This window comes from Desulfoluna sp. CLI2B (assembly GCF_056847375.1).
Genome location: NZ_CP186557.1, coordinates 2,147,446 through 2,174,291, shown reverse-complemented (window position 1 = coordinate 2,174,291; position 26,846 = coordinate 2,147,446). Strand labels below are relative to the sequence as shown.

General features: G+C 59.2%; 25 protein-coding genes and 6 tRNA genes. 6 read left to right on the top strand and 25 right to left on the bottom strand.

The annotated features are described in order from the left end of the window. Positions 1–149: 149 nt before the first annotated feature. Positions 150–1,058 (top strand): EamA family transporter RarD, encoded by a 909-nt coding sequence (rarD, locus tag ACOYW2_RS10435; protein ID WP_482416387.1) that lies wholly within the window; start codon positions 150–152, stop codon positions 1,056–1,058. Positions 1,059–1,179: 121 nt separating this feature from the next. Here rarD and ACOYW2_RS10430 read toward each other — a convergent pair whose 3' ends face one another. From ACOYW2_RS10430 to ACOYW2_RS10385, 10 genes are all read right to left on the bottom strand, one after another. Further along, positions 1,180–1,620: a hypothetical protein gene (locus ACOYW2_RS10430; RefSeq protein WP_482416388.1), complete on the bottom strand. Its 441-nt coding sequence runs from the start codon at positions 1,618–1,620 to the stop codon at positions 1,180–1,182. Between the two features lie 277 nt (positions 1,621–1,897). Beyond that, a tRNA-Lys gene (locus tag ACOYW2_RS10425) sits at positions 1,898–1,973 on the bottom strand. 5 nt (positions 1,974–1,978) lie between these two features. Next, a tRNA-Val gene (locus ACOYW2_RS10420) sits at positions 1,979–2,054 on the bottom strand. A gap of 36 nt (positions 2,055–2,090) precedes the next feature. Beyond that, positions 2,091–2,166: transfer RNA gene (locus ACOYW2_RS10415), tRNA-Lys, on the bottom strand. A 6-nt stretch (positions 2,167–2,172) separates the two neighbouring features. After that, positions 2,173–2,248 (bottom strand) — tRNA-Val (locus ACOYW2_RS10410). Positions 2,249–2,309: 61 nt separating this feature from the next. After that, a tRNA-Lys gene (locus ACOYW2_RS10405) sits at positions 2,310–2,385 on the bottom strand. 6 nt (positions 2,386–2,391) lie between these two features. Further along, positions 2,392–2,467: transfer RNA gene (locus ACOYW2_RS10400), tRNA-Val, on the bottom strand. Between the two features lie 238 nt (positions 2,468–2,705). Continuing rightward, positions 2,706–3,521 (bottom strand): SDR family NAD(P)-dependent oxidoreductase, encoded by an 816-nt coding sequence (locus ACOYW2_RS10395; protein WP_482416389.1) that lies wholly within the window; start codon positions 3,519–3,521, stop codon positions 2,706–2,708. A 36-nt stretch (positions 3,522–3,557) separates the two neighbouring features. Beyond that, on the bottom strand, positions 3,558–4,484 hold the full coding sequence (locus ACOYW2_RS10390) for a glycyl-radical enzyme activating protein (protein ID WP_482770352.1): 927 nt from the start codon (positions 4,482–4,484) through the stop codon (positions 3,558–3,560). Positions 4,485–4,583: 99 nt separating this feature from the next. Next, positions 4,584–5,489 carry a sulfite exporter TauE/SafE family protein gene (locus tag ACOYW2_RS10385; RefSeq protein ID WP_482770351.1) on the bottom strand — a complete coding sequence of 302 codons (906 nt, stop codon included), beginning with the start codon at positions 5,487–5,489 and terminating at the stop codon, positions 4,584–4,586. 155 nt (positions 5,490–5,644) lie between these two features. On the opposite strand from ACOYW2_RS10385, the gene ACOYW2_RS10380 reads away from it, so the two are divergent. The 3 genes from ACOYW2_RS10380 to ACOYW2_RS10370 all read left to right on the top strand — a co-directional run bounded on the left by ACOYW2_RS10380 (position 5,645) and on the right by ACOYW2_RS10370 (position 8,208). Beyond that, complete coding sequence (locus ACOYW2_RS10380; RefSeq protein ID WP_482770350.1) at positions 5,645–6,694, top strand: TOBE domain-containing protein; 1,050 nt, start codon at positions 5,645–5,647, stop codon at positions 6,692–6,694. 88 nt (positions 6,695–6,782) lie between these two features. Beyond that, positions 6,783–7,472 (top strand): DsbA family protein, encoded by a 690-nt coding sequence (locus ACOYW2_RS10375; RefSeq protein ID WP_482770349.1) that lies wholly within the window; start codon positions 6,783–6,785, stop codon positions 7,470–7,472. Positions 7,473–7,860: 388 nt separating this feature from the next. Beyond that, positions 7,861–8,208, top strand: coding sequence for a hypothetical protein (locus ACOYW2_RS10370; protein WP_180145134.1), 348 nt, complete (start codon positions 7,861–7,863; stop codon positions 8,206–8,208). Between the two features lie 94 nt (positions 8,209–8,302). Here ACOYW2_RS10370 and ACOYW2_RS10365 read toward each other — a convergent pair whose 3' ends face one another. Further along, complete coding sequence (locus tag ACOYW2_RS10365) at positions 8,303–9,436, bottom strand: amidohydrolase (protein WP_482770348.1); 1,134 nt, start codon at positions 9,434–9,436, stop codon at positions 8,303–8,305. Positions 9,437–9,698: 262 nt separating this feature from the next. Here ACOYW2_RS10365 and ACOYW2_RS10360 point away from each other — a divergent pair, with 262 nt between their 5' ends. Further along, positions 9,699–11,621 carry an AMP-dependent synthetase/ligase gene (locus tag ACOYW2_RS10360; protein ID WP_482770347.1) on the top strand — a complete coding sequence of 641 codons (1,923 nt, stop codon included), beginning with the start codon at positions 9,699–9,701 and terminating at the stop codon, positions 11,619–11,621. On the opposite strand, the gene ACOYW2_RS10355 is transcribed toward ACOYW2_RS10360, so the two are convergent. From ACOYW2_RS10355 to ACOYW2_RS10295, 13 genes are all read right to left on the bottom strand, one after another. Continuing rightward, on the bottom strand, positions 11,591–12,085 hold the full coding sequence (locus tag ACOYW2_RS10355) for an Lcl C-terminal domain-containing protein (protein WP_482770346.1): 495 nt from the start codon (positions 12,083–12,085) through the stop codon (positions 11,591–11,593). The genes ACOYW2_RS10360 and ACOYW2_RS10355 overlap by 31 nt on opposite strands. 120 nt (positions 12,086–12,205) lie before the next feature. Then, a complete protein-coding gene (locus ACOYW2_RS10350; protein WP_482770345.1) occupies positions 12,206–12,997 on the bottom strand; it encodes a DUF3786 domain-containing protein in 792 nt (263 codons plus the stop codon). Positions 12,998–13,132: 135 nt separating this feature from the next. Next, the gene (locus ACOYW2_RS10345; protein WP_482770344.1) at positions 13,133–13,405 is read right to left on the bottom strand and encodes a universal stress protein; all 273 of its coding nucleotides are present in this window, start codon (positions 13,403–13,405) and stop codon (positions 13,133–13,135) included. Further along, a complete protein-coding gene (locus ACOYW2_RS10340) occupies positions 13,354–14,034 on the bottom strand; it encodes a universal stress protein (RefSeq protein WP_482770343.1) in 681 nt (226 codons plus the stop codon). The genes ACOYW2_RS10345 and ACOYW2_RS10340 overlap by 52 nt, the downstream gene beginning before the upstream one ends. A gap of 61 nt (positions 14,035–14,095) precedes the next feature. Beyond that, positions 14,096–14,266, bottom strand: a complete 171-nt coding sequence (locus ACOYW2_RS10335) for a hypothetical protein (RefSeq protein WP_482770342.1) — start codon at positions 14,264–14,266, stop codon at positions 14,096–14,098. A 208-nt stretch (positions 14,267–14,474) separates the two neighbouring features. Beyond that, on the bottom strand, positions 14,475–15,866 hold the full coding sequence (gene hmcF, locus ACOYW2_RS10330) for a sulfate respiration complex iron-sulfur protein HmcF (RefSeq protein WP_180145119.1): 1,392 nt from the start codon (positions 15,864–15,866) through the stop codon (positions 14,475–14,477). A gap of 41 nt (positions 15,867–15,907) precedes the next feature. Further along, the gene (gene hmcE, locus ACOYW2_RS10325; protein WP_482416398.1) at positions 15,908–16,585 is read right to left on the bottom strand and encodes a sulfate respiration complex protein HmcE; all 678 of its coding nucleotides are present in this window, start codon (positions 16,583–16,585) and stop codon (positions 15,908–15,910) included. 113 nt (positions 16,586–16,698) lie between these two features. Next, positions 16,699–17,646: a cytochrome c3 family protein gene (locus ACOYW2_RS10320; RefSeq protein ID WP_482770341.1), complete on the bottom strand. Its 948-nt coding sequence runs from the start codon at positions 17,644–17,646 to the stop codon at positions 16,699–16,701. A gap of 621 nt (positions 17,647–18,267) precedes the next feature. Next, positions 18,268–19,656 carry a sulfate respiration complex iron-sulfur protein HmcF gene (gene hmcF / locus ACOYW2_RS10315; RefSeq protein WP_482770340.1) on the bottom strand — a complete coding sequence of 463 codons (1,389 nt, stop codon included), beginning with the start codon at positions 19,654–19,656 and terminating at the stop codon, positions 18,268–18,270. 79 nt (positions 19,657–19,735) lie between these two features. Continuing rightward, the gene (hmcE, locus tag ACOYW2_RS10310) at positions 19,736–20,413 is read right to left on the bottom strand and encodes a sulfate respiration complex protein HmcE (protein ID WP_482770339.1); all 678 of its coding nucleotides are present in this window, start codon (positions 20,411–20,413) and stop codon (positions 19,736–19,738) included. 53 nt (positions 20,414–20,466) lie between these two features. Then, positions 20,467–21,378, bottom strand: a complete 912-nt coding sequence (locus tag ACOYW2_RS10305; protein ID WP_482770338.1) for a cytochrome c3 family protein — start codon at positions 21,376–21,378, stop codon at positions 20,467–20,469. Between the two features lie 649 nt (positions 21,379–22,027). Then, on the bottom strand, positions 22,028–22,621 hold the full coding sequence (locus ACOYW2_RS10300; protein ID WP_482770337.1) for a hypothetical protein: 594 nt from the start codon (positions 22,619–22,621) through the stop codon (positions 22,028–22,030). 158 nt (positions 22,622–22,779) lie between these two features. Then, a complete protein-coding gene (locus ACOYW2_RS10295; protein ID WP_482771012.1) occupies positions 22,780–24,591 on the bottom strand; it encodes an acyl-CoA dehydrogenase in 1,812 nt (603 codons plus the stop codon). Positions 24,592–24,812: 221 nt separating this feature from the next. Here ACOYW2_RS10295 and ACOYW2_RS10290 point away from each other — a divergent pair, with 221 nt between their 5' ends. Beyond that, a complete protein-coding gene (locus ACOYW2_RS10290) occupies positions 24,813–25,634 on the top strand; it encodes an SDR family NAD(P)-dependent oxidoreductase (protein ID WP_482770336.1) in 822 nt (273 codons plus the stop codon). Positions 25,635–25,978: 344 nt separating this feature from the next. On the opposite strand, the gene ACOYW2_RS10285 is transcribed toward ACOYW2_RS10290, so the two are convergent. After that, positions 25,979–26,737: an alpha/beta fold hydrolase gene (locus tag ACOYW2_RS10285; RefSeq protein ID WP_482770335.1), complete on the bottom strand. Its 759-nt coding sequence runs from the start codon at positions 26,735–26,737 to the stop codon at positions 25,979–25,981. Between the last annotated feature and the right edge of the window lie 109 nt (positions 26,738–26,846).

Genomic DNA, 26,846 nt, shown 5'->3' with positions numbered 1-26,846 from the left:
TGTGTGTAGCACTCCGTAAAAAACCCCGCAGCTTTTCCTGAAAAACGTCCTCCCTTTTCCTCGACAGCCCCGACGGCCCATGTTATCACACTATCTTTAACGCCTTGCCCCTTGACGTCAAGGCAACCCATGACTTACAGGAATGTCCCATGCCGTCTCGTTCAGAATCCGCCGTCGGCCTGCTTGTTGCCATGCAGGCTTTTCTTATTTGGGGGCTCTCTCCCCTTTACTGGAACCACCTCTCCCATGTCCCGGCCTTTGAAACCCTGATGCACCGCGTGGTGTGGTCCCTGGCTTTTCTGGTTCCCATCCTTGTCTTCCAGAAGAAAATGGGGCCGTTTTTAAAGGCCCTGACCAGCCTTCGCACCCTGGCCGTCCTCACCGTCACCACCTGCCTGGTGGGGGGGAACTGGTTTCTCTTCATCTGGTCCATCAACCATGGCCACGTGATGCAGACCAGCCTGGGGTACTATATCAACCCCCTGGTCACTGTCTTTTTAGGGATGATTTTTCTAAAGGAACGGCTCACGACCAGGCAGAAAATCGCCGTGGTCCTCGCAGGGGTCGGCGTGGCCTGGCTCACCATCGATTACGGCACCCTGCCCTGGATCTCCCTGGCCCTGCCCTTCAGCTTTGCCTTTTACGGCCTTATCCGCAAAGTAGTGGACGTAGGGCCTCTGGTGGGCCTCACCGTGGAGACCCTGCTCATGGCTGTTCCGGCCTCGCTCTACCTGGGGAACCTGGCCGCAAGCGGAGAAGGCGTCTTTCTCCACACAGGGGCCACCACGGACCTTCTCCTCGTGGGCACGTCCCTGATGACGGCCCTGCCCCTGCTTCTTTTCAACCTGGGCGCCAAGGCCCTGACCCTGTCTACCATCGGGTTTATCCAGTACCTGGCCCCCACCTGCACCTTTCTGCTGGCGGTGTTCTATTTCAAAGAACCCCTGGACCCGTCCCTGGTGCGCACCTTTCTCCTGATCTGGAGCGCCCTGGCCCTGGTGACCTGGGACTCCATTGCGGCCTACCGGCGTCAGGAAAAACCCGCGGAGGCGGCCTGACCCGTCACAGGCGGTTCTTTTGCCGGAAGAGACACAACCAAAAAAGCGGAGACCGGTTGACCGGTGCTCCGCTTTGTTTATGATCCGTGGAAACGCCCCGCCTGCCGGGGCGTTTTTTTTATTAGAACTGGGGCTCCATCACGTCTCCGCTGTAGGCACCGATAAGGATGGTCAGGTCCCCTGAGGTGAAGTGATAATACGGCTCCTTGACGTCCGGGTGCAGGGCCCAGTACAGGTCGCAGGAGGCCCCCTGGAGGTCAAAGCCCGGCGGCAGCTTTTTGGCGGCATCAATGGCGCTGATCATGCGGCTCACATCAATGGGCCGCATGCCGATGGGCAACGGAATCTTGTCGTGCTGAAGCACCCCGCCGTATCGCCAGGTCTCGGCCCAGGGTTCGGGATCGGGAACCACGGGGATGACTTTCATCATCACCTGGACCCAGTCGTAAGGGGGTTGGGAGACATGGCTGTCCTTGGCTGACAAGAGTTGAACGCTTACGCCCGTCTCTCCGAACTGCTCGAAGGTTTTCTTGATATCCTCGTCAAATCGTTTGGCATCCATACACGGCACTCCTTGCTTGTTTTGGATGGAATGTAGGGAGGGCCTTACCGGGTGGCAGATGGGATCGATGGGGACGTCACGGACGGTGGGATCCGGTTTGTGAAAACGGATGAGAGACGCGTTGTGTCTGTCAGGGGCCCTTTTCGGGTGATCTGTGGCAGATCATTTTTTTCCTTAGTGAAGTTTACCATACAGCCCCTGTGTCCACAAGGGATGTCGATACCGGAAAAAGGCCCAACGAAAAAAGCCGAAGCAAATGCTTCGGCTTTTTTCATAGTGGTGGGTCGTACTGGGCTCGAACCAGTGACTCTCTGCTTAAAAGGCAGATACTCTACCGACTGAGTTAACGACCCGCGGATGGTGGGCGAAACAGGGCTCGAACCTGTGACTTCAACCTTGTAAGGGTTGCACTCTTCCAACTGAGTTATTCGCCCGGTCAACCGGGGCGACACCGAAAGGTGCCTTATGTATGGTGGGTCGTACTGGGCTCGAACCAGTGACTCTCTGCTTAAAAGGCAGATACTCTACCAACTGAGTTAACGACCCGGAAGATGGTGGGCGAAACAGGGCTCGAACCTGTGACTTCAACCTTGTAAGGGTTGCACTCTTCCAACTGAGTTATTCGCCCGGACATCCGGAGCGACGCCAAAAGGCGCCATATGTGTTGCCAGCCATGCCGGCTTGTCTTCTGGTGGGTCGTACTGGGCTCGAACCAGTGACTCTCTGCTTAAAAGGCAGATACTCTACCGACTGAGTTAACGACCCATTGGGTGGTGGGCGAAACAGGGCTCGAACCTGTGACTTCAACCTTGTAAGGGTTGCACTCTTCCAACTGAGTTATTCGCCCGAAGAACGAGGAAACTTTTACAGGACCCTCCCATGCATGTCAACACCTGAAAGCCACATTTTTCGATGCTTTCAGCCTCTGGGAACTATGGGACCGGAATATCAATCGATATTGTAGCATTATTTTAAAACCAGTCGAAGATCCAAAATGGACTCCCTTCCCACCCCGTTTGGGGCCGGTTTCAGCCCCCACGGGACCGGCCGGAAGGCACCCGCAGCGTTCCCGGACACGCCACATATCAATTTGCCCGTGCGGCCCCCAGCATGGCCGTGAAGTCCGCCCCGAACCGATAGATGGGCCCCGGGGTGAGACGACGCACCCAGTACAACAGCTTGGTGCGCACACCGGGTACAATAAGGAACCGGCCCTGCTCAATGCCCCGGATCAGCTTGGCCGCGGCCACGTCCACGGGTAGGACACCGGCAAAATCCTTGAGGGCGCGGGTCTCTTTGGGGATGGTGGGCTTTTCCCGCTCCAGCATGGGGGTGTCCACCTCGGAGGGGCAGAACAGGCTGACCTGCACCTCAAAGCGCGCCAGTTCACAGCGCAGCACCTCGGCAAAACCCATGACGGCAAACTTGGAGGTGCTGTACGCTGAATATCCGAACACAGGGATAAAGCCGGCAGAGGACGCAATCAGGACAAGGGCGCCCTTGTTCTTCTTGAGCCAGGGCAGAGTGGCCGCGGCCATGTTGCGACTCCCCGAGACGTTGATGGCCAGCACCTTGTCAAAGGCCTCGGCATCGATGTTTTCGAAATGGTCGGCAATCCCCACCCCCGCGCAATTGATCACCACATCCGGTGCCCCGAAGTCGGCGACGGCCTGAGCGATTTTGCCGTTCACATCCTCCCAGTCGGACACATCCATGGGCAGAGAGAACACCTCTGGCTCATCCGATCTCGCCCTGAAGGCACCGGCCACGGCGGTCAGCGCCTTCTCCCCCCGGGCAAAAAGCGCCACACGGGCCCCGTTGTCAAAAAGCTGCCTTGCTGTCTCCAGCCCAATACCGCTTGAACCGCCCGTCACATAGACGGTGATACCCTTCCAGTCCATGGTCGCCTCCTTTCGTAGTAAGAATGTTGCCGGTGGTTACAAGGTCTCGATCCCTCGCTTTTCAAAACAGGTTTCCCATCGTGCCACTTCCTCCGGTGCCATGAACCCGCCCGGGGCACCGGGCACGCGGCCTCCGAGTTTAACAATTTTTCCGTGCCAGAGCGGATTGTAAGGCAGGAGCTGAACCTCCCGGGCCCCCAGGGAGCTGAGATGGTCGGCCACGGCCGTGATGTTCTCATCGGTTGCCGTGATCCCGGGAACCAGGGGAATCCTGGGGAGAAGCTCCAGCCCCCCTTCCCGGTGAAGTTCCAGGAGGTACTCGAGGTTTGCGAGAATGCGCGCGTTGCCCGCACCGCAATACTGTTTGTGGGCTTCAGGGGAGATGAGCTTGATATCAATGTATACCGTATCGGTGTGGGGGCGGATGTGGGCGTCAAAGGCCGACCGGGAGAAATGGCCGCTGGTCTCAAGGAGGGTGTGAATGCCCCAAGCCTTGAACCGCTGCATGAGCTCGCCACAGTATCGGGGAAACAGGGTCGGCTCGCCCCCGGACAGGGTCACCCCTCCCCCTGAGGCGTCGAAAAAGGGCATGTCTTTTGACACCGCCGACACCACCTCATCCGGTTCCATGGCGCTGCCCACAGGCTCCAGGGCCTTTGACGGGCACACCTCGGTGCATGCCATGCAGAGGGTGCATCGGGAACGGTCCGGCCCCCACCCGGGGTCGAGGGCCCCTTGCCGGCATACCCTCAGGCACTCTCCGCAACCGATGCATTTTTCCGCGTCGAAGGAGAGCTCCGCCCCTGTCTTTTTGCTTTCGGGGTTATGGCACCAGGCACAGTCAAGGGGACACCCTTTGAGAAAAACCACCGTCCTGATACCGGGGCCGTCATCCAGTGACGCGCCCTTGATCTCCAGGACCAGGGGCGCATCGCGTTTGTCAGCCGCTTCTGGGGGATTCATGCGCACCTTCATGTATGGGGTAAATCCATCTGTTTTTACGTCGGATCAGTCCATATGGGCATGAAACACCGTAACCATGTTTACAAAAGCGGTCAATCCTTATCTACGGGCGGACGTGCGTGATAAATTCAACGATGTACTTTCCGGCGGTTCCGGCAAGGACAAGGCAGAGGAGCCACTTGAGCCCGCTTCGGTACGGTACATTTTCTGGCACCGGGCGCCCGTGTAGATACCTGCGATGCCGCCCAGGCCGAAGAGAAGCCCCAGGCCCCAGTCCGGGGCAATATGCATGGAGGGAAAAAAAGGGGCCATGCCCTGATAGAAAAGCACCCCGGTAATGGAGGTCACAAAGGTACCCATGAGGGTCGCTCCGGCGATGGTGTGGACCGGAAGCCTGTAAAACGAAACAAAGAACGGCGCGATGATGGCCCCACCCCCGATGCCGTAAATGCCACCGATGATGCCCACCACAAAACTCATAAAAGAGATGCCGGGCACCGAGAAGCGATGGGTACGCCCCCGAAAGGTATAAGCCATCTCCCGAAGGTTCCAGAAAAGGACCGTGGTCTTAAAATCGCCCCCCTCTTCCGTTTTCGGCTCCTTTCCCCTGGTGTCGAGGAGCTGCCTGACCATGCGAAACCCGATGTACAGAAGGACCATGCCCACAAACATCTTGAAGTGAAGCGGGTCCGGCAGGTAGAGCACCCGGATCATCGCCCCCAGGATCACCCCGGGCATGGTGCCCACCACCACCACCAGGGTCAGGGGCCAGACCATGCGCCCCTCCTTGATGAACCGCCACACCCCCGAAGGGATGGCTACAATGTTGAAGAGCTGATTGGTGGCGCTCACCGAGGGGTGCACATAGCCAAGGACGGACATCTGAAAGGGAAGGAGCAGAAAGGCGCCTGAGAGTCCGGCCATGGAGGTAATGAAAGAGACGCCGAAGGCCACGACGGGGGGGATCCAGGGGGCCACGTGGATACCTGCGGTTTCGAAAAGCATGGTCACCTCCTTTGGGAAGGGGGTTGTCATGAAGCGCGCCCGATGGTTAATTGGCACGGTTTTTATAATTTGCATGTCACTTGTACCATTCGATTTCCAGCCATGTCAACCCGATTTCCTTGGAAAGAAACGGATCTGCCGCTATAATGCCACCCATGAAAACACCGCCGCACGCATCCGCCAACCCATCGACCATCCTCACGCCTTCCGAGGAGGAGCGCACCCTCGACCCTGTTCAGCTGGCCGCCCTGGAGACAGCCTTTCGGGACTGGGTCTCGGCTGCACGGCGCTCCGACGTGCGAAGGTCCCGGCAGAGAATTTTCTGCATCTTCCTGCTCATTCGCTACACCGGTGCCCGTTTAGGGGAAATCCTGGGCATCGCCTCCACCGATCAGATCGATTTTACGGGCCACACCGTGCATATCGGAAGCCGGTCCGCCGGGTACCGGGATGTCCAGATCCCTCCCCACGTGGCCGAGGGAATCCTCGAGGTCCTGCCGCCATCCACCGAAGCCCCTTTTTCCGTGGATCCGGGGCATGTGCGGAGAAAGTTTTATGAACAGGCAGAGTCCTGCGGGCTGGCCAAGGCCATGGGAAGCCCCAACGTCATCCGCCGGTCCCGTGCCCTGGAGCTCCTGCGCAGCAACCTGCCCCTTCCCGTGGTCCAGAAGATGCTCGGCCACAGCACGGCGGGCCTCACCGCCTCCTGGCTCGATTTTTCCGAACAGGACATGCAGCGGGTGGTGGCCCATGTCACCCGACGCGAGAGCAGGATCAAGACAAGCGCAAGGAACAGCTTTGCCGGAAAGGTGGCCCGCATGGTCCCCGGAGAGATCCAGACGGTGGTCACCCTGGACACCCTGGGGGGCTACCCCATCACCGCCATCATCACCAATGAAAGCGCCGGCCGACTGGCCCTGAAGCCCGGGACCCTTCTCACCGCCGAGGTAAAAGCCCCCTGGGTCCTGGTGGCCGCAGGGCCCCACCCTCCCCTGACCAGCTGCGCCAACACCCTTGAAGGAACGGTGCGACGTATTATTAAAGGTGGAAACACCACCGAGGTGATCCTCGGTCTCAAAGACGGCACCGAGGTCTGCGCCCTCATGACCCGCTCCGGGGACGATGACCTAGGGCTTCGGCAGGACGATACGGCCTGGGCCCTCATCGATGCGTTTTCCGTGATTCTCCGTATGGGGGACCTGTAGCGCCAAAAAGGCGCCTTGAGCTGGGGGCAAGGTATGGTATAAGTGGGATCTTGTGAGGATCAAACGGGGACCCGGAGGACGAAAAAACATGAGCCAGACAAACGACAAAGAGATTATTTATGTGGGCGACCCCATGTGCGCCTGGTGTTTCGGATTTGAGCCGGTCCTGGATGCCCTCATGGAGCGCCTCGGGTCTTCGGTGCCCTTCCGGTTTATGATGGGGGGGCTGCGGGTGGAGGATCCCATTGCCATCACCGACGCCATTAAGCCGAAGCTTCTTGAAAACTGGCAAGGGGTGACCCGGGCCACGGGTCAACCCATCAACGGCCACCTGCTGGCAGATGCCCCGGATTTTCTCTACGACTCGGCACCGGCCAGTCAGGCGTTCGTTGCCGTCAGGCGCCTGGACCCTGCCCTGGCCCTGCCTTACTACCGCGCCCTTCATCACGCGTTTTACCTGGAGATGAAAGACATCACGCAGCCGGAGATCCTCTGCGACCTCGCCAAAAGTATCGGCGTGTCCCCGGAGCAGTTTCTGCCCCTTGCGCAGAGCGACTCCGTCCGTGCAGAGGCCTTCGACGATTTTGCCCTGGCCCGGGCCTACAACGCCCTGGCCTTTCCCGCCCTGGTGCTCAGGGAAGGCGAGGCGGCATCGGTGCTCAACCAGGGCTACAAACCGCTCTCCGCCCTCACCGGCATCCTCGATGACTGGGTGGCGGGCACCCTGCCCACCTCGGAGATCACCCCTGCCCTTCTCATCTTCGGCCGCGCATCCTGATGCGGAGGAATCATCGCAACCTATCAATATTCATATCAATGTTTAGAAAAATAACACTTCATATTCATTCCGTCCCGTGACATAATTCAATCATCCGTAAACGGTCGGACACCCCCACGCCTCCACCCCCACACTGCGCTTTTAAACCAAAACCCACCTCTCCACCAGGCCCCCAGACCGAAGACGCCGGGCCAGGCCCGGGCACCAGCCATCATGAAATAACCAAATCATTGGGCCACCCCGCAGGGCTGACACGCCTTCCGGGTGGATCCGGCCTGCCGCGGAACGGATAAAGCGCCTGCTTTCCCCATGGGACAGACGGGGTTGCAGGGATGTGTGACGGGTTGTAAGTCGCTGTTTTTCATTCTTTAAGAACCAGGAGAATTCCATGCTCAAGCCATTTTCAACCAACCACGACATCAAGGGTAAAGCAACGGGTTTTTCCATAACAAACAGCGAAGGCAAGGAACGCAAGTTTGCCCTGACGGACAACACGTTGCCCGAGTCCCGCACAGACAGGCCCCAGTCCTGTTTTGTCCGCGCCCCCTTTTCCCTTTTGTTCAAGGGCGCTGAGTGCACCTGCTCATCCAGGGGAAGGGTGACCATCCGTCCCCCGGCCAAGGAAGACGCCTCCGGGTTTGAGACAACCGAACCCCGGGACGAAAACGGCAATGAGGCCCCGCGCCTTCGCTTCCAGGCGGTGTTCAATTCCAACTCCGGGTTGTGGAGCACCTGATCCGCCCTGGCCCGGATATCTCATGAGAAACCATCCAGACAAAACGTAAATCAACGTTTGCTGTTTGATTTTCTCACCCTTCGGGCAAGCCGGGTCAGAGGGTCATGCTGCGCTGAAACGCTCGGATGATGGCGGAAAAAAGGGCAACACCCGGCCCGAGAAGGGCGTCCGGAAAGTTGTAATCTGCGTTGTGAAGCTGCGGCCCCTCGCCGCAGCCCAGCCCCACCATCACCCCGGGGTACCGGTGGGTGAACCACCCGAAGTCCTCACTCCACCTCATGGGCTCGGAAAGTGTGGTGACGTCCAGGCCCGCATCGGTGGCGGCCTCCATCACCATTTCCGCCATCTCCCGGTCCACGGGTGTTCCCGGAAACTCATTGGTCACCATCACCTCGCATCCCACGCCTGAAAGCCCGCTTTTCTCCTCCAACGCCTCCTTGATACGGGACATACGGTAATGCAGGTATGCGTCCGCCTCCCCTCGCAGGGTGAGCTGCACCCGGGCTTCGCCGGGGCTCACCCCGAAGCCGGGTCCTCCCACCTGAAGATGGGTCACCGTGCTCATGAAAAACGGTCCCCCCTGTTCCCGTGCCAGCAGGCCCTCATCGGCCAGAAGCGACTGCACGATGGGCATGGGGGAGTTCCCGTGCTCCGGCCAGGCCGCATGGCTCGGTGTGCCGGAAAGATGGATATCCATGCCCAGGGAGGCGCAGGCAAACAGCCTGTCCGGCACGCACACCTGCCCCAGGGGCCTGCCGGGCAGGTTGTGAAGGGCGAAGACCCGATCCGGGATGATGCCCTGGAACCGAGGGTCCTTGATGACGGCCTCGGCACCGTCCCCGGTCTCTTCGGCCGGTTGAAAGAGAAGCACCACCCGCCCCCGCTTCGGGGGAGCATTTGAGAGTTCCCGTGCCAGGCCGCAAAGGATGGCCGTGTGCCCGTCGTGGCCGCAGGCATGGGACAACCCCTTATGAACCGATGCATAGGGAAGGCCGGTCATCTCGGTGACGGGCACTCCGTCAAGGTCGGCTCGGAAGAGAAGGGTCTCTCCGGTGGACATCCCGTCGAAAAAAACGGCCACTCCGTGGCCGCCCAGATCCCTCACCATGCCGTGATGGTCGCAGCCACTGAGCCAGTCTGCAACCATCCCTGCTGTCTTCTCCTCTTGCCCGGAGGCTTCGGGTATGCGATGCAGTGCCTGCCGAAGTGCTACCAAGTCTTCATCCATGATCCCCATGTCCCACATCTGACGGGCACCTGTAAGGTGCCCTCGTTGACCTTGGCCCAAGGGAGAACGCCATGCTCCTCCAGGGCTGAACAAACGACCCGCATCACAACGAAAACGAGCCGACGGCGTGCAAACAACTGGACGCCCCTGTGCAGATATGCCATGAACATATACGCAGAGCCACCAGCATTTCAACCACCCATTCGCCCCCTTTCTCCGCTTGTCATCGGTGAACGCGGGCCGACGCATTCCGGAGCCTCCCATGACCATCACCCCCACGGACAAATGGTACATCACCACCCAGACCTTCCCCGAACTCCTGAACCGAAACGTCACCCGCTTCGGGCACCGCATCGCCCAGCGCTGGAAATGCAAAGGATCAGACGAAACCGCCGCCCTCACCTACGGAGAGATGGGCGAAGCCGTCCGGGAGATAAGCTGCGGCCTCATGGCCCTGGGCATTGAAAAAGGCGACCGGGTGGGGATCATGGGTACCACATCGCCCCAATGGACCCAGGCGGACTACGCCATCCTCTGTGCCGGGGGCATCACCACCTGTGTCTACCCCAGCCTCACGGCCAAAGAGCTGGCCTATCTCATCAACGATTCGGGAAGCACGGTGCTGTTTGTGCAGGACGCCTCTCTCCTGGAGACGGTGCGGGCCGCGCGGAGCCGGATGCCGAACCTGTCCCGGGTCATTCTCCTTGAGGGAAACGAGGCGGGGGACGTCGACACCCTCACCCTCGACGAATTGAAGCAACGGGGCCGGACGGCCCACGACGCCACTCCGGAAGCCTGGGAGGCGAGGTGGCAATCCGTGGGCCTTGGGGACCCCATGACCATTGTCTACACCTCGGGAACCACCGGTAACCCTAAGGGCGCCGTGCACACCCACGCTTCCGTCAACGCCGCCTGCAGGCGGGATCTGGCGGCTATCCCCGTCCTCACGGAAAAAGACCTCCTCCTCTCCTTTCTGCCACTGGCCCACACCTACGAACGCGAATGCGGCCACGCCATCGCCATGCACGCGGCCCTGCCCGTGGCTTACTCCAGCCCCAAAACCCTGCTGGCGGACCTGGCTATGTTCCGCCCCACCTTTTTCATGTCTGTGCCGCGGATTTACGAACGCATCTACATGGCCATGAAAGAGAACGCATCGGCCTCTCCCCTGAAGCGCCGCCTCTTCTTTTCTGCCATGGAGACCGGACGGCGCGTGGTGGATGCCCGGGCCGACGAGCGGGGGTTCGTGGACATGTCCGAAGGGACCGATCTCCTCTCCGGGGCCGGGCCCCTGCTCTCCGTAAAATACCGGCTCTTCGACCGGCTGATCTTCGAAAAGGTCCGCAATAGACTGGGCGGACGGTTCCGTTTCGCGTTTTCCGCCGCCGGAAGCCTCTCCGCGGACCTGTGCAAAACCTTCATGGCCATGGGGGTGCGCATCTTCGAGGGATACGGCTCCACCGAAACCTGCAACACGGTCAATCTCAACACTCCGGGGGCCATCCTGCCCGGATCGGTGGGCGCCCCGTGCGCGGGTGTGTCCGGTCGCATTGCAGACGACGGGGAGTGGGAGGTCAAAGGGGAGAATCTCTTTGTGGGGTATTGGAACAACGAAGAAGCCACGCGGGCGGCCTTTACTGAAGACGGGTACTACCGGACCGGGGACATCGTTGAAAAGGTGGCCGGGGACCACATCCGCATCGTGGACCGCAAAAACGGGCTCCTTGTGCTGGACACGGGCAAAAACGTGCCCTCGGCAAAAGTGGAAGGTCTTTTTGCCCTTTCCGCGTATATTGACTCCGTCATGGCCGTCGGCAGCGGGAAAAAATACGTCACCGCCCTTGTGATCCCCGACTTCGACGCCCTTCTATCGGTCCTTACGGCCCGGGATCCCGAAGCAGAGCGGTACGCCCTCTCCCATGCCAACGGCCTCTGCACGGAGGTGATGCGCGAAATGCTCCACCTCCCTGAGGTGAGGGCGCTTATCCAGGCTGAAATCGATACGGCCAACGACCAGCTGGAGCCCCACGAACAGATCAAGGCCTACCATGTCTCCCACCGGCGCCTCACCGAAGAGGCCGGGGAGCTCACCCCCACCTTCAAAGTGAAGCGCAAGGCGGTGATGGCCCGCTACGCCCGTGACATGGAGGCGCTTTACGGCAGGGACCTCACGGCCCGGACATAATAGTGATTCGCTTTGTTGCTGATGTTGACGTACCCGATGTAGTAGAAATCGATGCGCCAGGCATAGCCGGAATTGGCTTCATAGGTGGAGGAGGACCAGTAGCCCGAGGACGCCGTGTCCGGAAAAATCCGGGGGTCCACCGCGGGATCGTAGCTCAGGTAGTTAATGATACTCTGGAGTTCATCGGAACTGGGCAGGCGCCAGTCGTCATACCCGGCCAGGTCGAGTTTTTTGCAGTAGGCCACCGCTTGGGCCCAGGTCAGGGCCTCATTGTCATTGCCTGTCTGGCGTTGCCACATGAGCCCTGTGTCGGTGTCGACGACCACCCCTTTTTTTTCATCCACCTTGAACTCGGCCAAGGCGGGTCCTGTGAGCATCACCACCAGAAGCAGCATGCCTCCCAGGGTCATTCCAAGGGTTCTCAGGTTTTTCCTCGCATCTTTTTTCTCTCCTTTACCTGTCATGGCTCACCTCCATGCAGCTTTCATCCCGGAAAGGGCCTTTCCCCTGCGACCACCGGAAGGAGAAGGCCTCTCCCTGCCATATATTGTCTCAAGCCCCGGGGCCCGTCGGCATGGTCCCCCTTACCCGTGCCGAAGGGCAAGACGCTCCAGCATATAGGTGAATCCCACCCCGAGGTAAAAGAGGGATTCGGCGTCCGCGTTTTCGATGGCGGTGCTGTCGTAATAGACATTCACGGCTGAACCCAGGCCGTCCTGGTCGTTGCAGTAGCAGATCATAAAGGGAACCGTGGGGAAAAAGTGAAGGACCACCGAGATATCCGACTGGAACTGGGGCGGCACCTCTTTGGCGTCGAAGAGATGCACCAGGTCGTCAAACAGGCCGGTGTGTCCGTCCGCCAGGCGCAGAAGGTTCTCCTCACAGCGCCGGTGAAACAGGTTGTACTGCTCACGCCCTCCCGGAATATCCCGATAAGAGACCCACTGCCCTTTGGCCGGAACCCCCTTGCCGTCCAGGATATGATTGAGAAAGGGCACCCCAAGGTAGGGGTTCACGTGCAGGTCGGTGTGAAACCGGCCCTGGTGATCCACCCCCACATCCTTGCCCAGCACCTTGAGGGTCAGCACCTCGCCGGACAGCGTTGCCCCGATGCGCCGGGATGCCTCGTCAAAATCGCAGGTCCCCATTTTTTCCTGGAGGGCGGCAAGGTAGATATCGCCGTTGTCTCCGGTCTCCCCTGCCCCGCCCCTGAACAGGGCCCGTGTGGCCTCATCCGCCCTGGGACAGGCGTCTATGGACTTGGCGCCCGTAAACACAGCTCCGGCAAAGGCCAGGCAGCTCTTTTCGCCGCACTCCCGGCAGTTGGATTTCTCCAGGTGCTTGAATATCTCCATGGCGTTTTTGGGTCGGGACACAGGTATACCTCCGTATTGTTGGGTCTCAGGATGAGGATGAGGACGGTCGCAAAGGGATCCTACCTTCATTCATAGCCCAAAGAGAGCCGGGAACAAACCAAAATATGAACGCAGGCGGCGATTCCTTGAGGGTGATTATCCCTTTTCGCAATGGTTTACGCTCACCACCGGGCAGGAGGCCCGTATGACAACCTGCTCCAGGGTGCCTCCCATGGCCGGGCCCTCTTCCGGGCCTTTGCCGTGGTGCGCCATGACAACAAGGTCTCCGTGGCACCTGCGGGTCAGCTTCAGGATCTCCACGTACGGGGTCCCTTCGCACACCTCCACCTCCAGGTTGGTGAAATCCCCGACGCGGCTTAAAAAACGGGCTTCGACAGCTGCCCGCGCCTCGGCCAGGCGTCTGTCCATGGCAACGGGATCTTCGGGGATCCCCGTGATCTCCAGGGTATGGAGCAGGTGGCAGGTAGGTCTGCATTCCGGGCGATCTTCACGGCAAAGTCAAAGGCGGCATCCGATGCCTGCGACAAGTCGGTGGCAAAGACAATGTGCTTGAAATCCCAGTGCGGAAGAGGACAGAAACGGTTGATGATAAGGACCGGTGCCCTGGCGCTTTTTGCCACCTTCTGCATGGTGTTGCCTAAGGTGTTGCGAAACGCAAGGGACGCACCGGTGCAATCCAGGCGGGTATGGGTCCCCATGACGATGAGGTCGCTCTCCCAGGCCCTGGCCCGGCGCAGGATTTCCGTTGCGGGAATCCCGGGTTTTACTACCACCTCACAATCCATGGACGTATCGGCCAGGTGCTTGTGGGAGGCACGGATTTCACGGGTCAGGAGCGTTTCGTAATCCGCGTCCGGCACCTCCTCGCTTTCGGGGCTGTACGCTTTGACCTGGGCCGTAAAGCCGTGGGAGGGCAAGCCGTAGACGTGAAGGACTTTTAATCCGGAGTGAAATTTTTCGGCCAGGTTGTAGGCAAACCGGGCGGCTTCGTCGCAGATGGGCGACGCGGTGGTGGTGAACAGAATGTTTTTGAACATAAGGAACCTGCCTGTCTGAAGTGTCAGCATCAAACTCGATCGAATGGTTCGACGAAAGAGGTCAGGGGAAACGGGAAGAGAGGGGCAAAGGGAGGTTTGTGCAGGGAGACCGGGTGACATGGGCAAGGGGAACCGACGGGGCCGACCCCTGGGACGAACACGGCACCGGGGTGCGGAAGGGGTGTCCCCCGCAGACCGACACGTCCCATGCTGTCGCCGTGATACGCTTCATGTCCCTGGCTCCTGGTTTTTGGTGCCACGCCATGGCCTCCCCCGGATGCCGAGTTGCAGCCGGGGGAGACGGGTCATAACTAACTACTAACTAAAGCAGTTATTTTTTCAAAGTTCAATCAATTACCGTCCATGGGGTGTTTTTTCCTTATGAAAGAGGCGTTCCCCATGAAAAACCGGCAAATCAAGATATCGCCAGAGAGCTGTTTTTACTCCTCATTGTGCGTCAAGTGATCCGGCACCACCACCATGGGAATGAGCAGGGGTTTCAGGAAAGACCACCGGATCCCGATATGGTAGACCTCCTCCAGGTCCCGGATGGCGTCCCAGCAGTTGTGGCAGGGAGAGATCACCAGCTTGGCCCCGGTCTCAAGAATCTGGTCTCGCTTGACTTTCAGGCCGATGTTCCGCTGTTCCCGGTACCGTCCGATGCCGTTCATGCCCCCTCCCCCGCCGCAGCAGTAGTTGTGTTCGCGGTTGGGGGTCATCTCGCGAAAATCCTCGGCGATCTGGCTCATGATGTACCGGGCGTCGTCGGCCAGGCCTGCATTGCGGATGTAGTTGCAGGAGTCCTGGAAGGTCACGGGCTCCTTGATCCGTTTGGCCGGGTCGATCTTGAGCTTGCCCGTGCGCAGGGCTTCGGCCACCCACTCCACGTAGTGCAGGCTGTCCACCGGGGCTTTGCCCGACTTGATGCCCGCCCAGTAGGGCCCTTCGGTCACCGTGGCCCGGTAGGCGTGGCCGCACTCGGTGACCACCATGCGCTTGGGCTTCAACCGATCGATGGCGGAGTAAACGGACTTCACCTGCATGGTGGAGGCCTCCCAGTCTCCGGCGAACATGGCCAGGCTGGTCTCTTCCCACCCTTCGGAAGGAACGGTCCAGTTTTCCCCGGCCAGGTGAAAGAGCACCGCTGCGTCGGCGAGGTCCTCGGGGTAGTGCTTGGCCTCGCGGGCGTTGACCGTGTAGATGATGTCGGCGTCCTCTTTGTCCACGGGGATTTCAAGGCCCGGCCACTCCTCTTCGGTCTCCTCTTCCATCCACTGGCAGGTGTCCACCCAGTCCTCGGTGGTGATGTCCATCTGGGCGCGATAGACCCGGTGCATGCCCGATCCGATCTTCATCTCCCACGGCACAAAGCCCTGGGAAAAGAGCACCCCGCGCAGGTAGGAGAACATCACCCCCATGTCGATACCCATGGGGCAATACATGGCGCACCGGTTGCAGCAGGTGCACTGGGACCAGGCCACATCCATGCAGTGCATCATAAAAGCGGTGTCCACCTCCCCTTTTCGCCGCACCAGCTCCCCCAGGGTGGACTGGATCTTGTAGGAGGGGACCTGCTTGGGATCCTTGTCATTGGCAATGTAAAGAAAGCAGGAATCGGCGCAGAGCCCGCATCGCATGCAGGAGTTCAGCCAGGTCTTGAGCCGTGATTTCAAGGTGTTTTTCAAAAGGGCCTTCAACGCCGGGACGTCCACGTCGAGGCTCTCCATCTCTTTGTAATATTGGGCGCCACCCTTGTCTCCCAGGAGTTCCTGGAGTTTTGCTTTGGTTCCGATGGGGGTTCGGTTGCACAGTATGCCTTGCTGCTTTGTCATGGTTCCTCACTCACAAAATCGTTGTATCTTAAAAAAGATGGTTACCAGGGAAATCCAGGGGCCTTGAGCCCACCGCGCTTGATGCTGAAATCCATGCCGAGCTGGATGCGCGAGCAGAAAAAAAGCACGATATGGGAGAGCTTGGTAAAGGGCACGGCCACGAGGAAGAGCTCCCCGCTGAGGATGTGTGCCAGGGTCCAGAAGGTGACGTCTCCGATCTGGTGATAGGCCATGAAAGCGGTGGCAAAGGGCGCCACCGACAAAAAGAGCACGCCGATGTCCCGGGGCCTTGTGAGCTGTCGCACCTCGGGGAGCACCATGCGGCGGATGAGAAGCCCTGCGGCCCCTATCAGAACGCCCACGGTGAGGGCATCGGCCACGGCATCGGGCATGGCCGGAATGGAGATGCCCCAGCGGTACTTCAACAGGATCCCGTGGGCCGAGACAAACAGCGGAACGGCTACAGCCCCCACGTGAAAGAGATAAAACAGCAGGGTGTGTACGGGGTTCTGCCGCCAGCAACGGGTCCCGAAGGGCGTCAGCCAGAGCACAATGGAGCGCAGCGCCCCTTTCAGCCCGCTTGCGATGCATGTGTCGTAGGCCACCCGGTCCAGGCGGGCGTCGAGGTTTTTGATATAAAGAGCCACATGGGCAATGCAACCGATGGAAAAAATCCCGAGGGAAAGCCACAACAGTGGCCCGGTGATAAATTGATACATGGTGTTTCCTCTTTGTTCATTCCGGTAAGATACAGGCCCTTGCTGATGCTCCGGTGACGAAGGGTCCGGGCTCGGCAAATCATCCGAGCCCGGGAGGTGTCCATCCCGATCGTTTAAGGAGTTCCCCCGCTGAACGGGGCATGGCAGGCGGTGCAGTCGTCCACCTCCCCTGCCCCCATGGCGTCATGGCAGCCGATGCAGCTGCGGTCGGCTTGCCGGCTGTGCATGGCAGCGTACAGGGAGACGCCGCCGCCCCGGGAAGAGCCCGACGCGTCATGGCATTCGGAGCAGGAGGTTTCCGGTTCCTTGTGGTGACAGGTCTCGCAGGAGATGTCTGCGCCTTCATGGAGGTCGTGGTCAAAGAGCACCTCACCGCCACCGGCGGCAACGCGCGGCATGGAAGAGGTGTCCACAGGGTCGGTGTGGCAGGCTGTGCAGGTTACGGGACCGCCGGGTTCACCGGAATCAAGGGTGGATACATGGCAGCTTACGCACAGATCGTGGGAGGTTTCCCGGGATGACATGGCCGGGCTGTCCGTTGCACCGGGCTCACCGTGGAGCCTGTCGTGGCAGGTGCGGCAGTCAAGGGTGGCCTGCTCGGTGTGGATGCTGTGCAGGGTATCGTCAAAATCGATGGCGTGGGACGAAGAAGGTGATGATGCGGGCTCGCCATTAACGTGGCAGCCGCCGCAGACCTGGGGCCCTGTGGCCCCTGTTGCCGCGGCCGCATCGGCGTGGCACTGGATGCACTGGGCGTGGTAATAGTCCCTGGCCTCCATGCCGGAGAGCCCTTTACGCTGCCTGAACGCCAGGGAAACCCCGCCGTCTGGCCGCGCCTCATGGCACTGAAGGCACGTGTCCTTCTCGGCATCAATCACATGTTTTTCGTGTGGGAAGTGTACCTTGGGGCGCTGAAGTACCCCGTAGGAAGTGATGGTGTCCATGGAGATGACATCTACACCCCGATTCTGTTCGTCGGTGCCCTCGGAATATGCAAGACAGAGGCCGAAAAACAGAAGACCAAGGAGAAATGCCAGGCTTGCCCCGACTCGTTTGCGCATAACTGCTCCTTACCAAACCCTCAAGTTAACAGAAAACAATGGCTATATCCGTACCGGGTCGTCGCGACGCCGGTTTCAATGCCGAGCAATCGTCCCTGAATTTGAAATTCAGAAACAGCTTCTCTTTGTTTCCTGCTGAATGAGGGCCGACACCATTTGGTGCAAAGGTGCAGCCTGTCAGGGCGTGGGAATAACTATCCCCACAACAGACGTTATAGCGCCTGCAATTATGTTACACGTATTACTAGATAAAAAACTCCAAGCCCACTGCGTATGAGCAAAAGCACTTTACCATGTGGCGGTTCATTGTCAAATATTTTTTAACAAAAAACGGAGAGCATGCTCCTGAGCACTGTATTTTTTATCGTTAAAATACAGAGTGTTAAGTTAAGAAATTTTTCCGAATTTCATTTACTATACCATAGCAGTATAGATTGCAATAGTATGTTAAATTCAATTGAATACATTCCTCAGTTAGACTTTTTAAACACCCTTTTCACGCGCCACAGACCTTCCTGAGCAAAAAGCCCGGCAGGCGAAGATCCCGCCTGCCGGGCCCGGGGCAACGAACACCCTGATGCTGTCAAAAAAAGGCCCCCTGAAAAGGGGCTCCCCCGCGGCCTACTCTTCCACGTGGGTCAGGTACTCGGGGACCTCCACCATCTTGATGAGCAGGGGCTTGAGAAACGACCAGCGGATCCCGATCTTGTAGACCTCTTCAAGGTCCCGGATGGCGTCCCAGCAGTTATGGCACGGAGTGATCACCAGTTTGGCCCCGGTGGCCAGGATCTGGTCCCGCTTCACCTTCATGCCGGTATTGCGCTCCTGGCGGTAGCGCCCGATGCCGTTCAGCCCCCCTCCCCCGCCGCAACAGAAGTTGTGCTCGCGGGTGGGCGTCATCTCCCTGAAATCCTCGGCGATCTGCCCCATGATATACCGTGCGGCCTTTGCCAGGCCCGCGTTGCGGATGTAGTTGCAGGAGTCGTGGTAGGTCACGGGCTCTTTGATGCGTTTGGCCGGGTCGATCTTGAGCTTGCCGGTCTGCAGGGCCTCTGCCACCCACTCCACATAATGCAGGGTCTCCACCGGGGGCTTCCCGTCCTTGATCCCCGCCCAGTAAGGCCCTTCGATGACCGTGGCCCGGTAGGCGTGCCCGCACTCGGTGACCACCATGCGCTTGGGCTTGAGGCGATCAATGGCCGAGTAGACGGACTGAACCTGCATTTTTGCCGCTTCCCAGTCCCCTGCGAACATGGCCAGACTGGTCTCCTCCCACCCTTCGGAAGGGACTGTCCAGCTCTCCCCGGCCAGGTGAAACAAGGTGGCGGCGTCGGCAAGGTCTTCTGGATAATGCTTGGGTTCCCGGGCGTTGACCGTGTAGATGATGTCCGTGTTCTCCTGATCCACGGGTATTTTCAGGCCCGGCCACTCCTCCTCGGTCTCTTCCTCCATCCATTCACAGGTATCCACCCAGTCTTCGGTGGTGATGTCCATCTGCGCGCGGTAGACCCGGTGCATGCCCGAACCGATCTTCATCTCCCAGGGCACAAACCCCTGGGAGTAGAGCAAACCGCGCAGGTAGCTGAACATTACCCCCATGTCGATGCCCATGGGGCAGTAGAGGGCGCATCGGTTGCAGCAGGTGCACTGGCCCCAGGCCACATCCATGCAGTGCATCATAAAGTCGGTGTCCACCTCCCCTTTCCGCTGCACCAGCTCGCCCAGGGTGGACCGGATCTTGTAGGACGGAACCTGTTTGGGGTCCTTGTCGTTGGCAAGATAGAAAAAACAGGAGTCGGCACAGAGGCCGCACCCCTGGCAGGTATTGAGCCAGGTTTTCAATCTGGATTTGAGGGTCCGCTTGAGTTCTGCCTTCAGGGCGGGGACATCCACCTCAAGGGACTTCATCTCTTCATAATATCTGGCGCCCCCCTTGTCCTGCATGAACGCCTGGAGTTCGTCTTTGGTATCGATGGGTTTTCTGTTGCAAAATGTTCCTTCCGGCATCATCTTTTCCTTCTTATGATCATGGTCCGTACACATCGTAAGCCCCTTAAGGGACGTTGTTGTCTCCGTTTCTACCAGGGGCTCACACCGGCATGCCCGCGGATTTCATCCCCCCTCGCTTAATGCCGAAATCAATACCCAGCTGAATCCGGGAGCAGAAAAAAAGCACCACATGGGAGAGCTTGGTAAAAGGAACGGCCACCAGCAGCATCTCCCCTGAAAGAATATGGGCCAGGGTCCAGAAGGTGCTGTCCCCTATCTGGTGATAGGCAATGAACCCGGTGACAAAGGGAGCCACGGCGATGACAAGGGTTCCGATCTCCCGACTTGTGGTGAGAACGCGCACTTCAGGCAACGCCAGACGGCGAATCACCATGGCCAGTGCCGCAAGGATCACCCCCACGGTCATCCAGTCCGCCACCACATCGGGCAGGGTCGGCAAGGCAATGCCCCAGCGCAGTTTCAGGATCACCACATGGGCGGAGAGAAACAGGGGCGCGATCACCGCCCCAAGGTGAAAAAGGTAAAAGATAACCGTATAAACAGGCTTGGCCCGCCAGCTTCGTGTGCCGAAGGGAAGCATCCAGAAAACAAGGGAGCGCAGAGCACCACGGATGCCCCAGCCCACGTGTGAGCCATAGGAGACCCGGTCCAGGTCCTGGTCCAGGTTCTTGACGTACAAAACCACATGAACAACGCACCCGACAAAAAAAATGCTGAAGGCGAGCCAGAGAAGGGGCCCGGTAATAAACTGGTACATGATATGTCCTCCAAATTAGGATCCGATAAGAAAACAGGCGCAAAGACGGTTGCCTAGTCAGCTTCGGTGCCGAAGGGAACATGGCACCCGGTACAGTCGTCCACCACGCCGGCACCCATGGTGTCATGGCATCCAATGCAGCTGCGATCAGAGGTCCGGGAGTGCATGGCCGCCTGAAGGGAGACGCTGTCGCCCCCGGGCTCACCGCGCCTGGGATGGCACTCGGCGCAACCGGTGTCGGGCTCCTTGTGATGACAGACCTCGCAGGAGATATCGGCTTCTTCATGGAGGTCGTGGTCGAAGTCGACCTCACCGCCGTGGGCGGCCCCATGGCCCTCCCCTTGGGAGGCGGAAAGGGCATGACACCCCGTGCACTCCAGGGGGGCGTCGGAGGCCGAGTCCAGGTGGCAGGTGACGCACAGGCCGTGGGCCTCATCACTGTCTCCTCCTGACGGCAGGGCATCATGGCAGGCCTTGCAGTCAAGGGCGGCATCATCGGTGTGGCGCATGTGGAGGCGGGCGTCAAAGGTTATGGCGTGTGACATGGGGGAAGAATCGGGGACAGGTTTTACATGGCACCCGCTGCAGACCTGGGGGCCGGTGGCAAGCCCTACTGTTTCACGGTCGGCATGACAACCGATGCACTGGTTGTGGTAGAGGTCCTGAAGCGCCTCTCCGGAGAGTTCATGGCGGTTTTTCATGGAAAAAGAGATCCCATGACCGGCACCGGGGGCCGGGTCATGGCATGCCAGGCAGCCGGCAGACTCGCTTGTGGCCGACACATGGATTCCATGGGGGAATCGAACAGGGGGACGTTGAAGGGTGTCCAACGGGGCAATGGAATCAATGGTAATGAGATCAACGCCTTCTTCCGGCGGCATCCGGTGTTCGGTATACGCCAGCCGCAACCCCACACAGGACAGGATCAAAAGAACAGCCAGGGTTGCCTCGACTCGTTTTCGCATAACGGTTCCTTCTCATGGCTCAGGTTAACAGAAAACAATGGATATATCGGGCCCAGTCATCTCGACTGCGGCATCGGTCCAAACAAACAGATCCCCCGGCAGCGCTGCCGGGAAATGCGTTCTCCTGTGATCCCTGCTGAGAAGGCGAATTCCTCAAAATGTGGATTCCTGCGAGCGTGGGCCCGCAACGTAAAAATCGCCCCGTTATGTGTCTCTCAATGTATTACTCATCAATACTCCATGCTCACTGCGTATGAGCAATGAAACCCTACGCCCCGTGTGTGATCCTTGTCAATTATTTTTTTTAAAAGGGCTAAAGAAGAATGTGCATCATTCCTTATAAACAATATGATTCGAATACATTACAGAGAAAAGAACGTAAACGCATTTTGTATTTCAGCCCGATTTAGAGAAGAAATAAAAAAGACATCATCAATTATACTGATGATATCTTTCAATAGAATTGCGAGTGAGACATAAAGGAACAAATCAACCTTTTGCAGATGACAGCACGAGCCGTGGTTGGAACGCGGAATAAAGGGAAAAGAAGAGAGGGAGAAGGCATGAGGCCACTGCCGGGGCCCCCGTAACCGAACCGGAGGCTGCCCGCGTGCACACAGGTCTGAAGGGCATGAAGGAGGGAATGTGATCAGTAGCGCTTGACACGCCGGATGGATTCACCATGCCAGAGACACCCGCCCAAAGCGCAAAGCCAGGCAGATCTTTCATCTGCCATCTGCCCCTTGGCAGGGGCAAGGGAGACCACCGGGTACTCCCCGAGCTGATCCTCGTTAAAGCTCCCTTTTTTCACAGTGTTTTCCAGGGCTGCAACCATCATGGGGGCGGTGACCACATGGCAGTTGTGAAAGGCATCGGACTTGAGGCGTTGCCGAGCGGTCTCATCGGGCTCGGTGCTTAAAAGCACCTCCACGGACGCGCATCGCCTTCGCATGGCCTCTGCCATGCGCACCTCATCGTCCCAGGAGGAGAGAAGGATCAGCGGAGGCTCTTTTTTGGTCTTGGCGGGACGACCGCTCTGGCTGAACACCTTCTTCACCGCTGTCCAGCGATCATCCAGGCGCATGTCAAGGAGAGTCCGGGTCAGGGCGTCGTGGTCTTTTTCCTGAAGGATTTCAGCATGGATGATGCGGTATCGTTTGGTGCCGCTGTAAAATCCCTTTTCCACCACAACCACCTCGGCACTCCCCTCTTCCCGCTCCAGATACGCCCCCAGAAAAAACATCTCCGCCTCCACATCCACAATCAGCAAACAGAACAAAGGCCCTGGCAGATAAATCGTGGGATCTATCTGCCAGAGCCCCAATACACCGGAACCTTGGAACGATATCTATACCTGACGCCCCGTGATGTCAATCACGGAGGGCTTGTGTGCCAGGCACCTTACCCGAAAAATGAGGACTCCGAAATGGTCATGGCGGCATCCGACCCCTTGAGGATGGCACGCATGCGCCCCTGGGCCACAGGAAGCTCCGTCTGGATGTAGTGGGCGGCCGAGGACAGGATGCCTCCGTAGAAATCCTTGTCTTTCTTTTTGGCCTTTTCAAGGGCCGCCGTTGCGGTGACGGCCCGCCAGAGATGCATCCAGGCAAAGACCACGTCCCCTGTGACGGTCATGAAAGGATGTGCGCTGGCAAAGGCGTTCATCACCTCGGTGCTCATGGCGGTCTTGCCCATGTACATGGCCACCTCGCCGAGTTTGCCCACGGCCTTTTCAAGCTCGTCTGCAAGGGGAGAAAGGGCCTCCACCCCGCGCGCTTCGGCAATGGTCTTCTGCATCTCGCCCATGAGGTCCATGACAGCCTTGCCCTTTTTCATGCCGAGTTTACGGCCCAGAAGGTCCATGGCCTGGATCCCGTTGGTGCCCTCGTAGATCATGGTGATGCGACAGTCCCGGAGCAGCTGGGCCTGGGGGTACTCTTCAATGAACCCGTAGCCCCCGTAGACCTGCATGCCGTGGGAACAGACATCGTAGGAGCGGTCCGTGACGTACCCCTTGCCGATGGGGATGAGCACGTCGATGATTCCCTGGAGGCGCTCCTTCTCTTCCTCGGAATCACTCACTTTTTTCAGGTCCGAGCAGTACCCGATGTAAAAGAGAAGGCTTCGCATGGCCTCCACGTTGGCCTTCATGGTGATGAGCTGGCGACGGATGTCCGGGTGCTGGATAATGGGCACGGCAGGCGGGTTCTTCTCCATCATGGACATGAGGTTGGGCCCCTGGACCCGCTCCTTGGCGTAGGTCAATGCGTTGGCGTACGAAGCCCCGGCCACGCTGAGACCCTGGATGCCCACAAAAAGACGGGCCTCGTTCATCATCTGGAACATGGCGCGCATGCCCTTGTTGGGTTCGCCCAGGAGTTCGCCTACGCAACCGCCCTTCTCTCCCAGGGCAAGGGAGCAGGTGCAGTTGCCGTGGATACCCATTTTGTGCTCGATGCCCGTGCAGACCACGTCGTTGAGTTCCCCCACAGATCCGTCTTCGGTAACCCGGTACTTGGGCACGGTGAACAGGCTGATACCCTTGGTGCCGGCAGGGGCCCCTTCGATGCGGGCCAGGACAGGGTGCACGATGTTTTCGGCCATGTCGTGATCGCCCCCGGAGATAAAAATCTTGTTGCCCTTGATGCTGTAGGTGCCGTCGGCGTTGGGGGTGGCCGTGGTGGTCAGGGCGCCCACGTCGGAACCGGCGCCGGGTTCGGTGAGGAGCATGGTACCGGTCCACTGGCCGGAATACATCTTGCGCAGGTACTTCTCTTTCTGGCTCTGGGTACCGAAGGCCTCCACAAGGTTGGCGGCGCCATGGGTCAGTGCCACGTACATGTACATGGCCATGTTGGCCCCGGAGAGGTACTCCGTGCATGCCATGGAGAGGGCGTGGGGCATGCCCTGGCCGCCCCAGGACGGGTCCTCGCTGGTGGCGATCCACTCCCCGTCCCGATACAGATCCCAGATCCGCTTGAACTCCTCGGGAATCTGCACCTGCCCCTTATCCAGGCTGCAACCGGTCTGGTCCCCGGGGGCGTTGGTGGGAAGCACCTCTTTCAAGGCCAGGTTCCGCGCCTCGGAGATCACCAGGTCGATGGTTTTCTTATTGAACTCTCCGTAGGTTTCATGGTTGCTCAGGTCACTCAGGTTCAGCTGCTCATGAAGAACAAATTCAACGTCACGTCGATCTGCAAGTTGGTGTGCCATCATGCCTCTCCTCTGGTTGGAAACTCGGAATAAACAACATGGTGCAAGTGCTTCGGCCGCTTTACGGGGTTGCCGCGGGATCTCCACAATAACGTTAACGTCAGCTTTAGCTAAGAGACCCTGTCCGTGTCAAGATGATTGTCTCCATATGTAAACTTTGTTACCATTTAAAGAAAAACACTCACCCATCTTCTTTTTTCCCTTCCGGGAGGCCCACTGACATGAAACGGATTGTACTCATCACCGGATGCTCATCCGGCATCGGAGAGGCCCTGGCCCAGAATTTTCTCAAGGCCGGATGGACCGTTTACGCCACTGCCCGCAAACGCGACGCCCTGACGCCCCTTGTCTCCCTCGGGGCACAGCCCGTGGCCCTGGACCTCACAGCCCAGTCATCCGTCAGCCAAGCCGTGGAACATGTCCTGGGCCGGGAAGGCCACATGGACATGCTCATCAACAACGCCGGGTACGGGGCCATGGGTCCGCTTGCCGAGATGCCCGTGGACGAGGTCAGGCGGCAGTTCGAAGCCAATCTCTTCGGCCAGATAGCCCTCATCCAGGCGGTTGTCCCCGCCATGATCCAGCGCGGTGCAGGACACATCATCAATATCGGAAGCGTCTCAGGGATCCTGCCCACTCCGTTCTCCGGTGCCTATGCCGCCAGCAAGGCGGCGTTCCACGCCGCGAGTGACGCCCTGCGCCTGGAGCTCGCGCCCTTTGGCATCAAGGTGGTGATTGTGCAACCCGGGGGCATCGCCTCCCGCTTCTCCGCCAACGCCGAGGCCCAGCTCAAAGAGACCACGAAAAATCTCAACCACTACGCCGCCTCCATGGACGCCATCGTCCGGCGCACCCGCATTTCCCAGGAGAGCGCCATGCCCCTGGACCGATTCGCCGAAAAGCTCACAGCCATCCTCCTTCGGGAGCCCATCCCCCCGGTCATCCGCCTGGGTACCCATAGCACCCTGATGCCCTTCCTCAAGAAATGGGTCCCCACGCAGCGACGCGATGCCATCCTGATGAAGAAGTTCAAGCTGAACTGACGCCAGACACAAGCAGACAAAAGCGCGCCTCCGGCGGCGAGGTGAGCCACCTCGAAAGCAGGTTGCCATTGCGCTTTGCCCTTCGTTCCTCAGGGCAAAGCGCAATGGCATTTGTTGCTGCATGGGTTTTCATGACCTTCACAATTCTTCGGAGGTGCGCAAAGGGCAACCGACCTCATCCCCCTGCGCCGTCCGCTCCGCAGGTCTCGCCCATATGCAAAATCAAGCCGTGGATAGCACACGTCACAGAACCTGGAGGTATCTCACATGGAGGCAGAGCCTCCGAGACGCATGCCCAGGCGGAACCTGTTAATTAAAATTTGTATGTGAAACGTTTTAGAAGGTTACTTCCGGCAAGGCCGCCGGAGGCTTTTTTTCAGGAGGTCATAGAAGGGGGCCCTGGCCTGTGTCTCCTTCCAGGGCACGTGCCCGCACTGCGGCAAGAGAAAAAACTGAAACTCATCAAGGGCCTTTTCAAGGGGGACACGCACCCCGTCGGCCGGATGGGGGTCGTAGTCGCCGTGGATGGCGGTCACCGGGCAGGTCAGGGAAGAGGCCGCGGTCAGCAGGGAACCGTTTCGGCGGCACTGGGCAGCCTCGGGCCACACCGCGTTGAAGATGTCTGCGGAGCAGAAGATGTCCGCCTTATCAGTGTCCATGGGGTCAAAAGCGTCGGCCTTTGAAAAGATCCTGCCGAATCGGCTGAACACATCGTTGCGGACACGCGCAGAGGGATGCTTCAGGTCCGGCAGCAACCCCTTGACCTCGACACGCTCTTCAGGCGTCAGGCGCCCCATGCGCTCGGCATCAATGCCTGCGGCATCGGCTTCGAGAAAAGGGCCGCTTCCCACCAGGATCAGGTGGTTCACAAGCTCCGGGAAGCGAGCGGCCAGGATCACACTCAGCCAGGCACCCCAGGAAAACCCGATGAGGGCCACAGGGCACGTGGCATGCTCCAGAAGCGCCGAGCGAAGCTCTGCCACCTGGCCTTCAAGGCTCAAGGCCGTCTGAAGGGGCTCCAGCACCCCCCATTCGCGTGAGAGCTCCCGGGCCACCGGTGCCATCTCCCCTGCCCCGCCCGGCCCGCCGTGCACAACAGCCACCCCAAAAGGGCGCCTTCCCGTACGTTCGTCACACTTTCACTTGTTCAGACCTTTCCATGGAATTCTCAGACGCAAAACAGCCCGCAACACAGAAGACCCATATCACGGG

Bases quoted from the DNA above. Each gene is read 5' to 3' on its own strand.
- ACOYW2_RS10395 (WP_482416389.1), bottom strand. From the start codon at position 3,521: ATGGACTGGAAGGGTATCACCGTCTATGTGACGGGCGGTTCAAGCGGT.
- ACOYW2_RS10290 (WP_482770336.1), top strand. From the start codon at position 24,813: ATGAAACGGATTGTACTCATCACCGGATGCTCATCCGGCATCGGAGAG.
- hmcE (WP_482770339.1), bottom strand. From the start codon at position 20,413: ATGTACCAGTTTATTACCGGGCCCCTTCTCTGGCTCGCCTTCAGCATT.
- ACOYW2_RS10390 (WP_482770352.1), bottom strand. From the start codon at position 4,484: ATGAATCCCCCAGAAGCGGCTGACAAACGCGATGCGCCCCTGGTCCTG.
- ACOYW2_RS10335 (WP_482770342.1), bottom strand. From the start codon at position 14,266: ATGAAGCGTATCACGGCGACAGCATGGGACGTGTCGGTCTGCGGGGGA.
- ACOYW2_RS10295 (WP_482771012.1), bottom strand. From the start codon at position 24,591: ATGGCACACCAACTTGCAGATCGACGTGACGTTGAATTTGTTCTTCAT.
- ACOYW2_RS10340 (WP_482770343.1), bottom strand. From the start codon at position 14,034: ATGTTCAAAAACATTCTGTTCACCACCACCGCGTCGCCCATCTGCGAC.
- hmcF (WP_482770340.1), bottom strand. From the start codon at position 19,656: ATGATGCCGGAAGGAACATTTTGCAACAGAAAACCCATCGATACCAAA.
- rarD (WP_482416387.1), top strand. From the start codon at position 150: ATGCCGTCTCGTTCAGAATCCGCCGTCGGCCTGCTTGTTGCCATGCAG.
- hmcE (WP_482416398.1), bottom strand. From the start codon at position 16,585: ATGTATCAATTTATCACCGGGCCACTGTTGTGGCTTTCCCTCGGGATT.
- ACOYW2_RS10355 (WP_482770346.1), bottom strand. From the start codon at position 12,085: ATGACAGGTAAAGGAGAGAAAAAAGATGCGAGGAAAAACCTGAGAACC.
- ACOYW2_RS10300 (WP_482770337.1), bottom strand. From the start codon at position 22,621: ATGTTTTTTCTGGGGGCGTATCTGGAGCGGGAAGAGGGGAGTGCCGAG.
- ACOYW2_RS10365 (WP_482770348.1), bottom strand. From the start codon at position 9,436: ATGGATGAAGACTTGGTAGCACTTCGGCAGGCACTGCATCGCATACCC.
- ACOYW2_RS10380 (WP_482770350.1), top strand. From the start codon at position 5,645: ATGAAAACACCGCCGCACGCATCCGCCAACCCATCGACCATCCTCACG.
- ACOYW2_RS10385 (WP_482770351.1), bottom strand. From the start codon at position 5,489: ATGCTTTTCGAAACCGCAGGTATCCACGTGGCCCCCTGGATCCCCCCC.
- ACOYW2_RS10345 (WP_482770344.1), bottom strand. From the start codon at position 13,405: ATGGACAGACGCCTGGCCGAGGCGCGGGCAGCTGTCGAAGCCCGTTTT.
- ACOYW2_RS10305 (WP_482770338.1), bottom strand. From the start codon at position 21,378: ATGCGAAAACGAGTCGAGGCAACCCTGGCTGTTCTTTTGATCCTGTCC.
- ACOYW2_RS10360 (WP_482770347.1), top strand. From the start codon at position 9,699: ATGACCATCACCCCCACGGACAAATGGTACATCACCACCCAGACCTTC.
- ACOYW2_RS10430 (WP_482416388.1), bottom strand. From the start codon at position 1,620: ATGGATGCCAAACGATTTGACGAGGATATCAAGAAAACCTTCGAGCAG.
- ACOYW2_RS10375 (WP_482770349.1), top strand. From the start codon at position 6,783: ATGAGCCAGACAAACGACAAAGAGATTATTTATGTGGGCGACCCCATG.
- ACOYW2_RS10370 (WP_180145134.1), top strand. From the start codon at position 7,861: ATGCTCAAGCCATTTTCAACCAACCACGACATCAAGGGTAAAGCAACG.
- ACOYW2_RS10320 (WP_482770341.1), bottom strand. From the start codon at position 17,646: ATGCGCAAACGAGTCGGGGCAAGCCTGGCATTTCTCCTTGGTCTTCTG.
- hmcF (WP_180145119.1), bottom strand. From the start codon at position 15,866: ATGACAAAGCAGCAAGGCATACTGTGCAACCGAACCCCCATCGGAACC.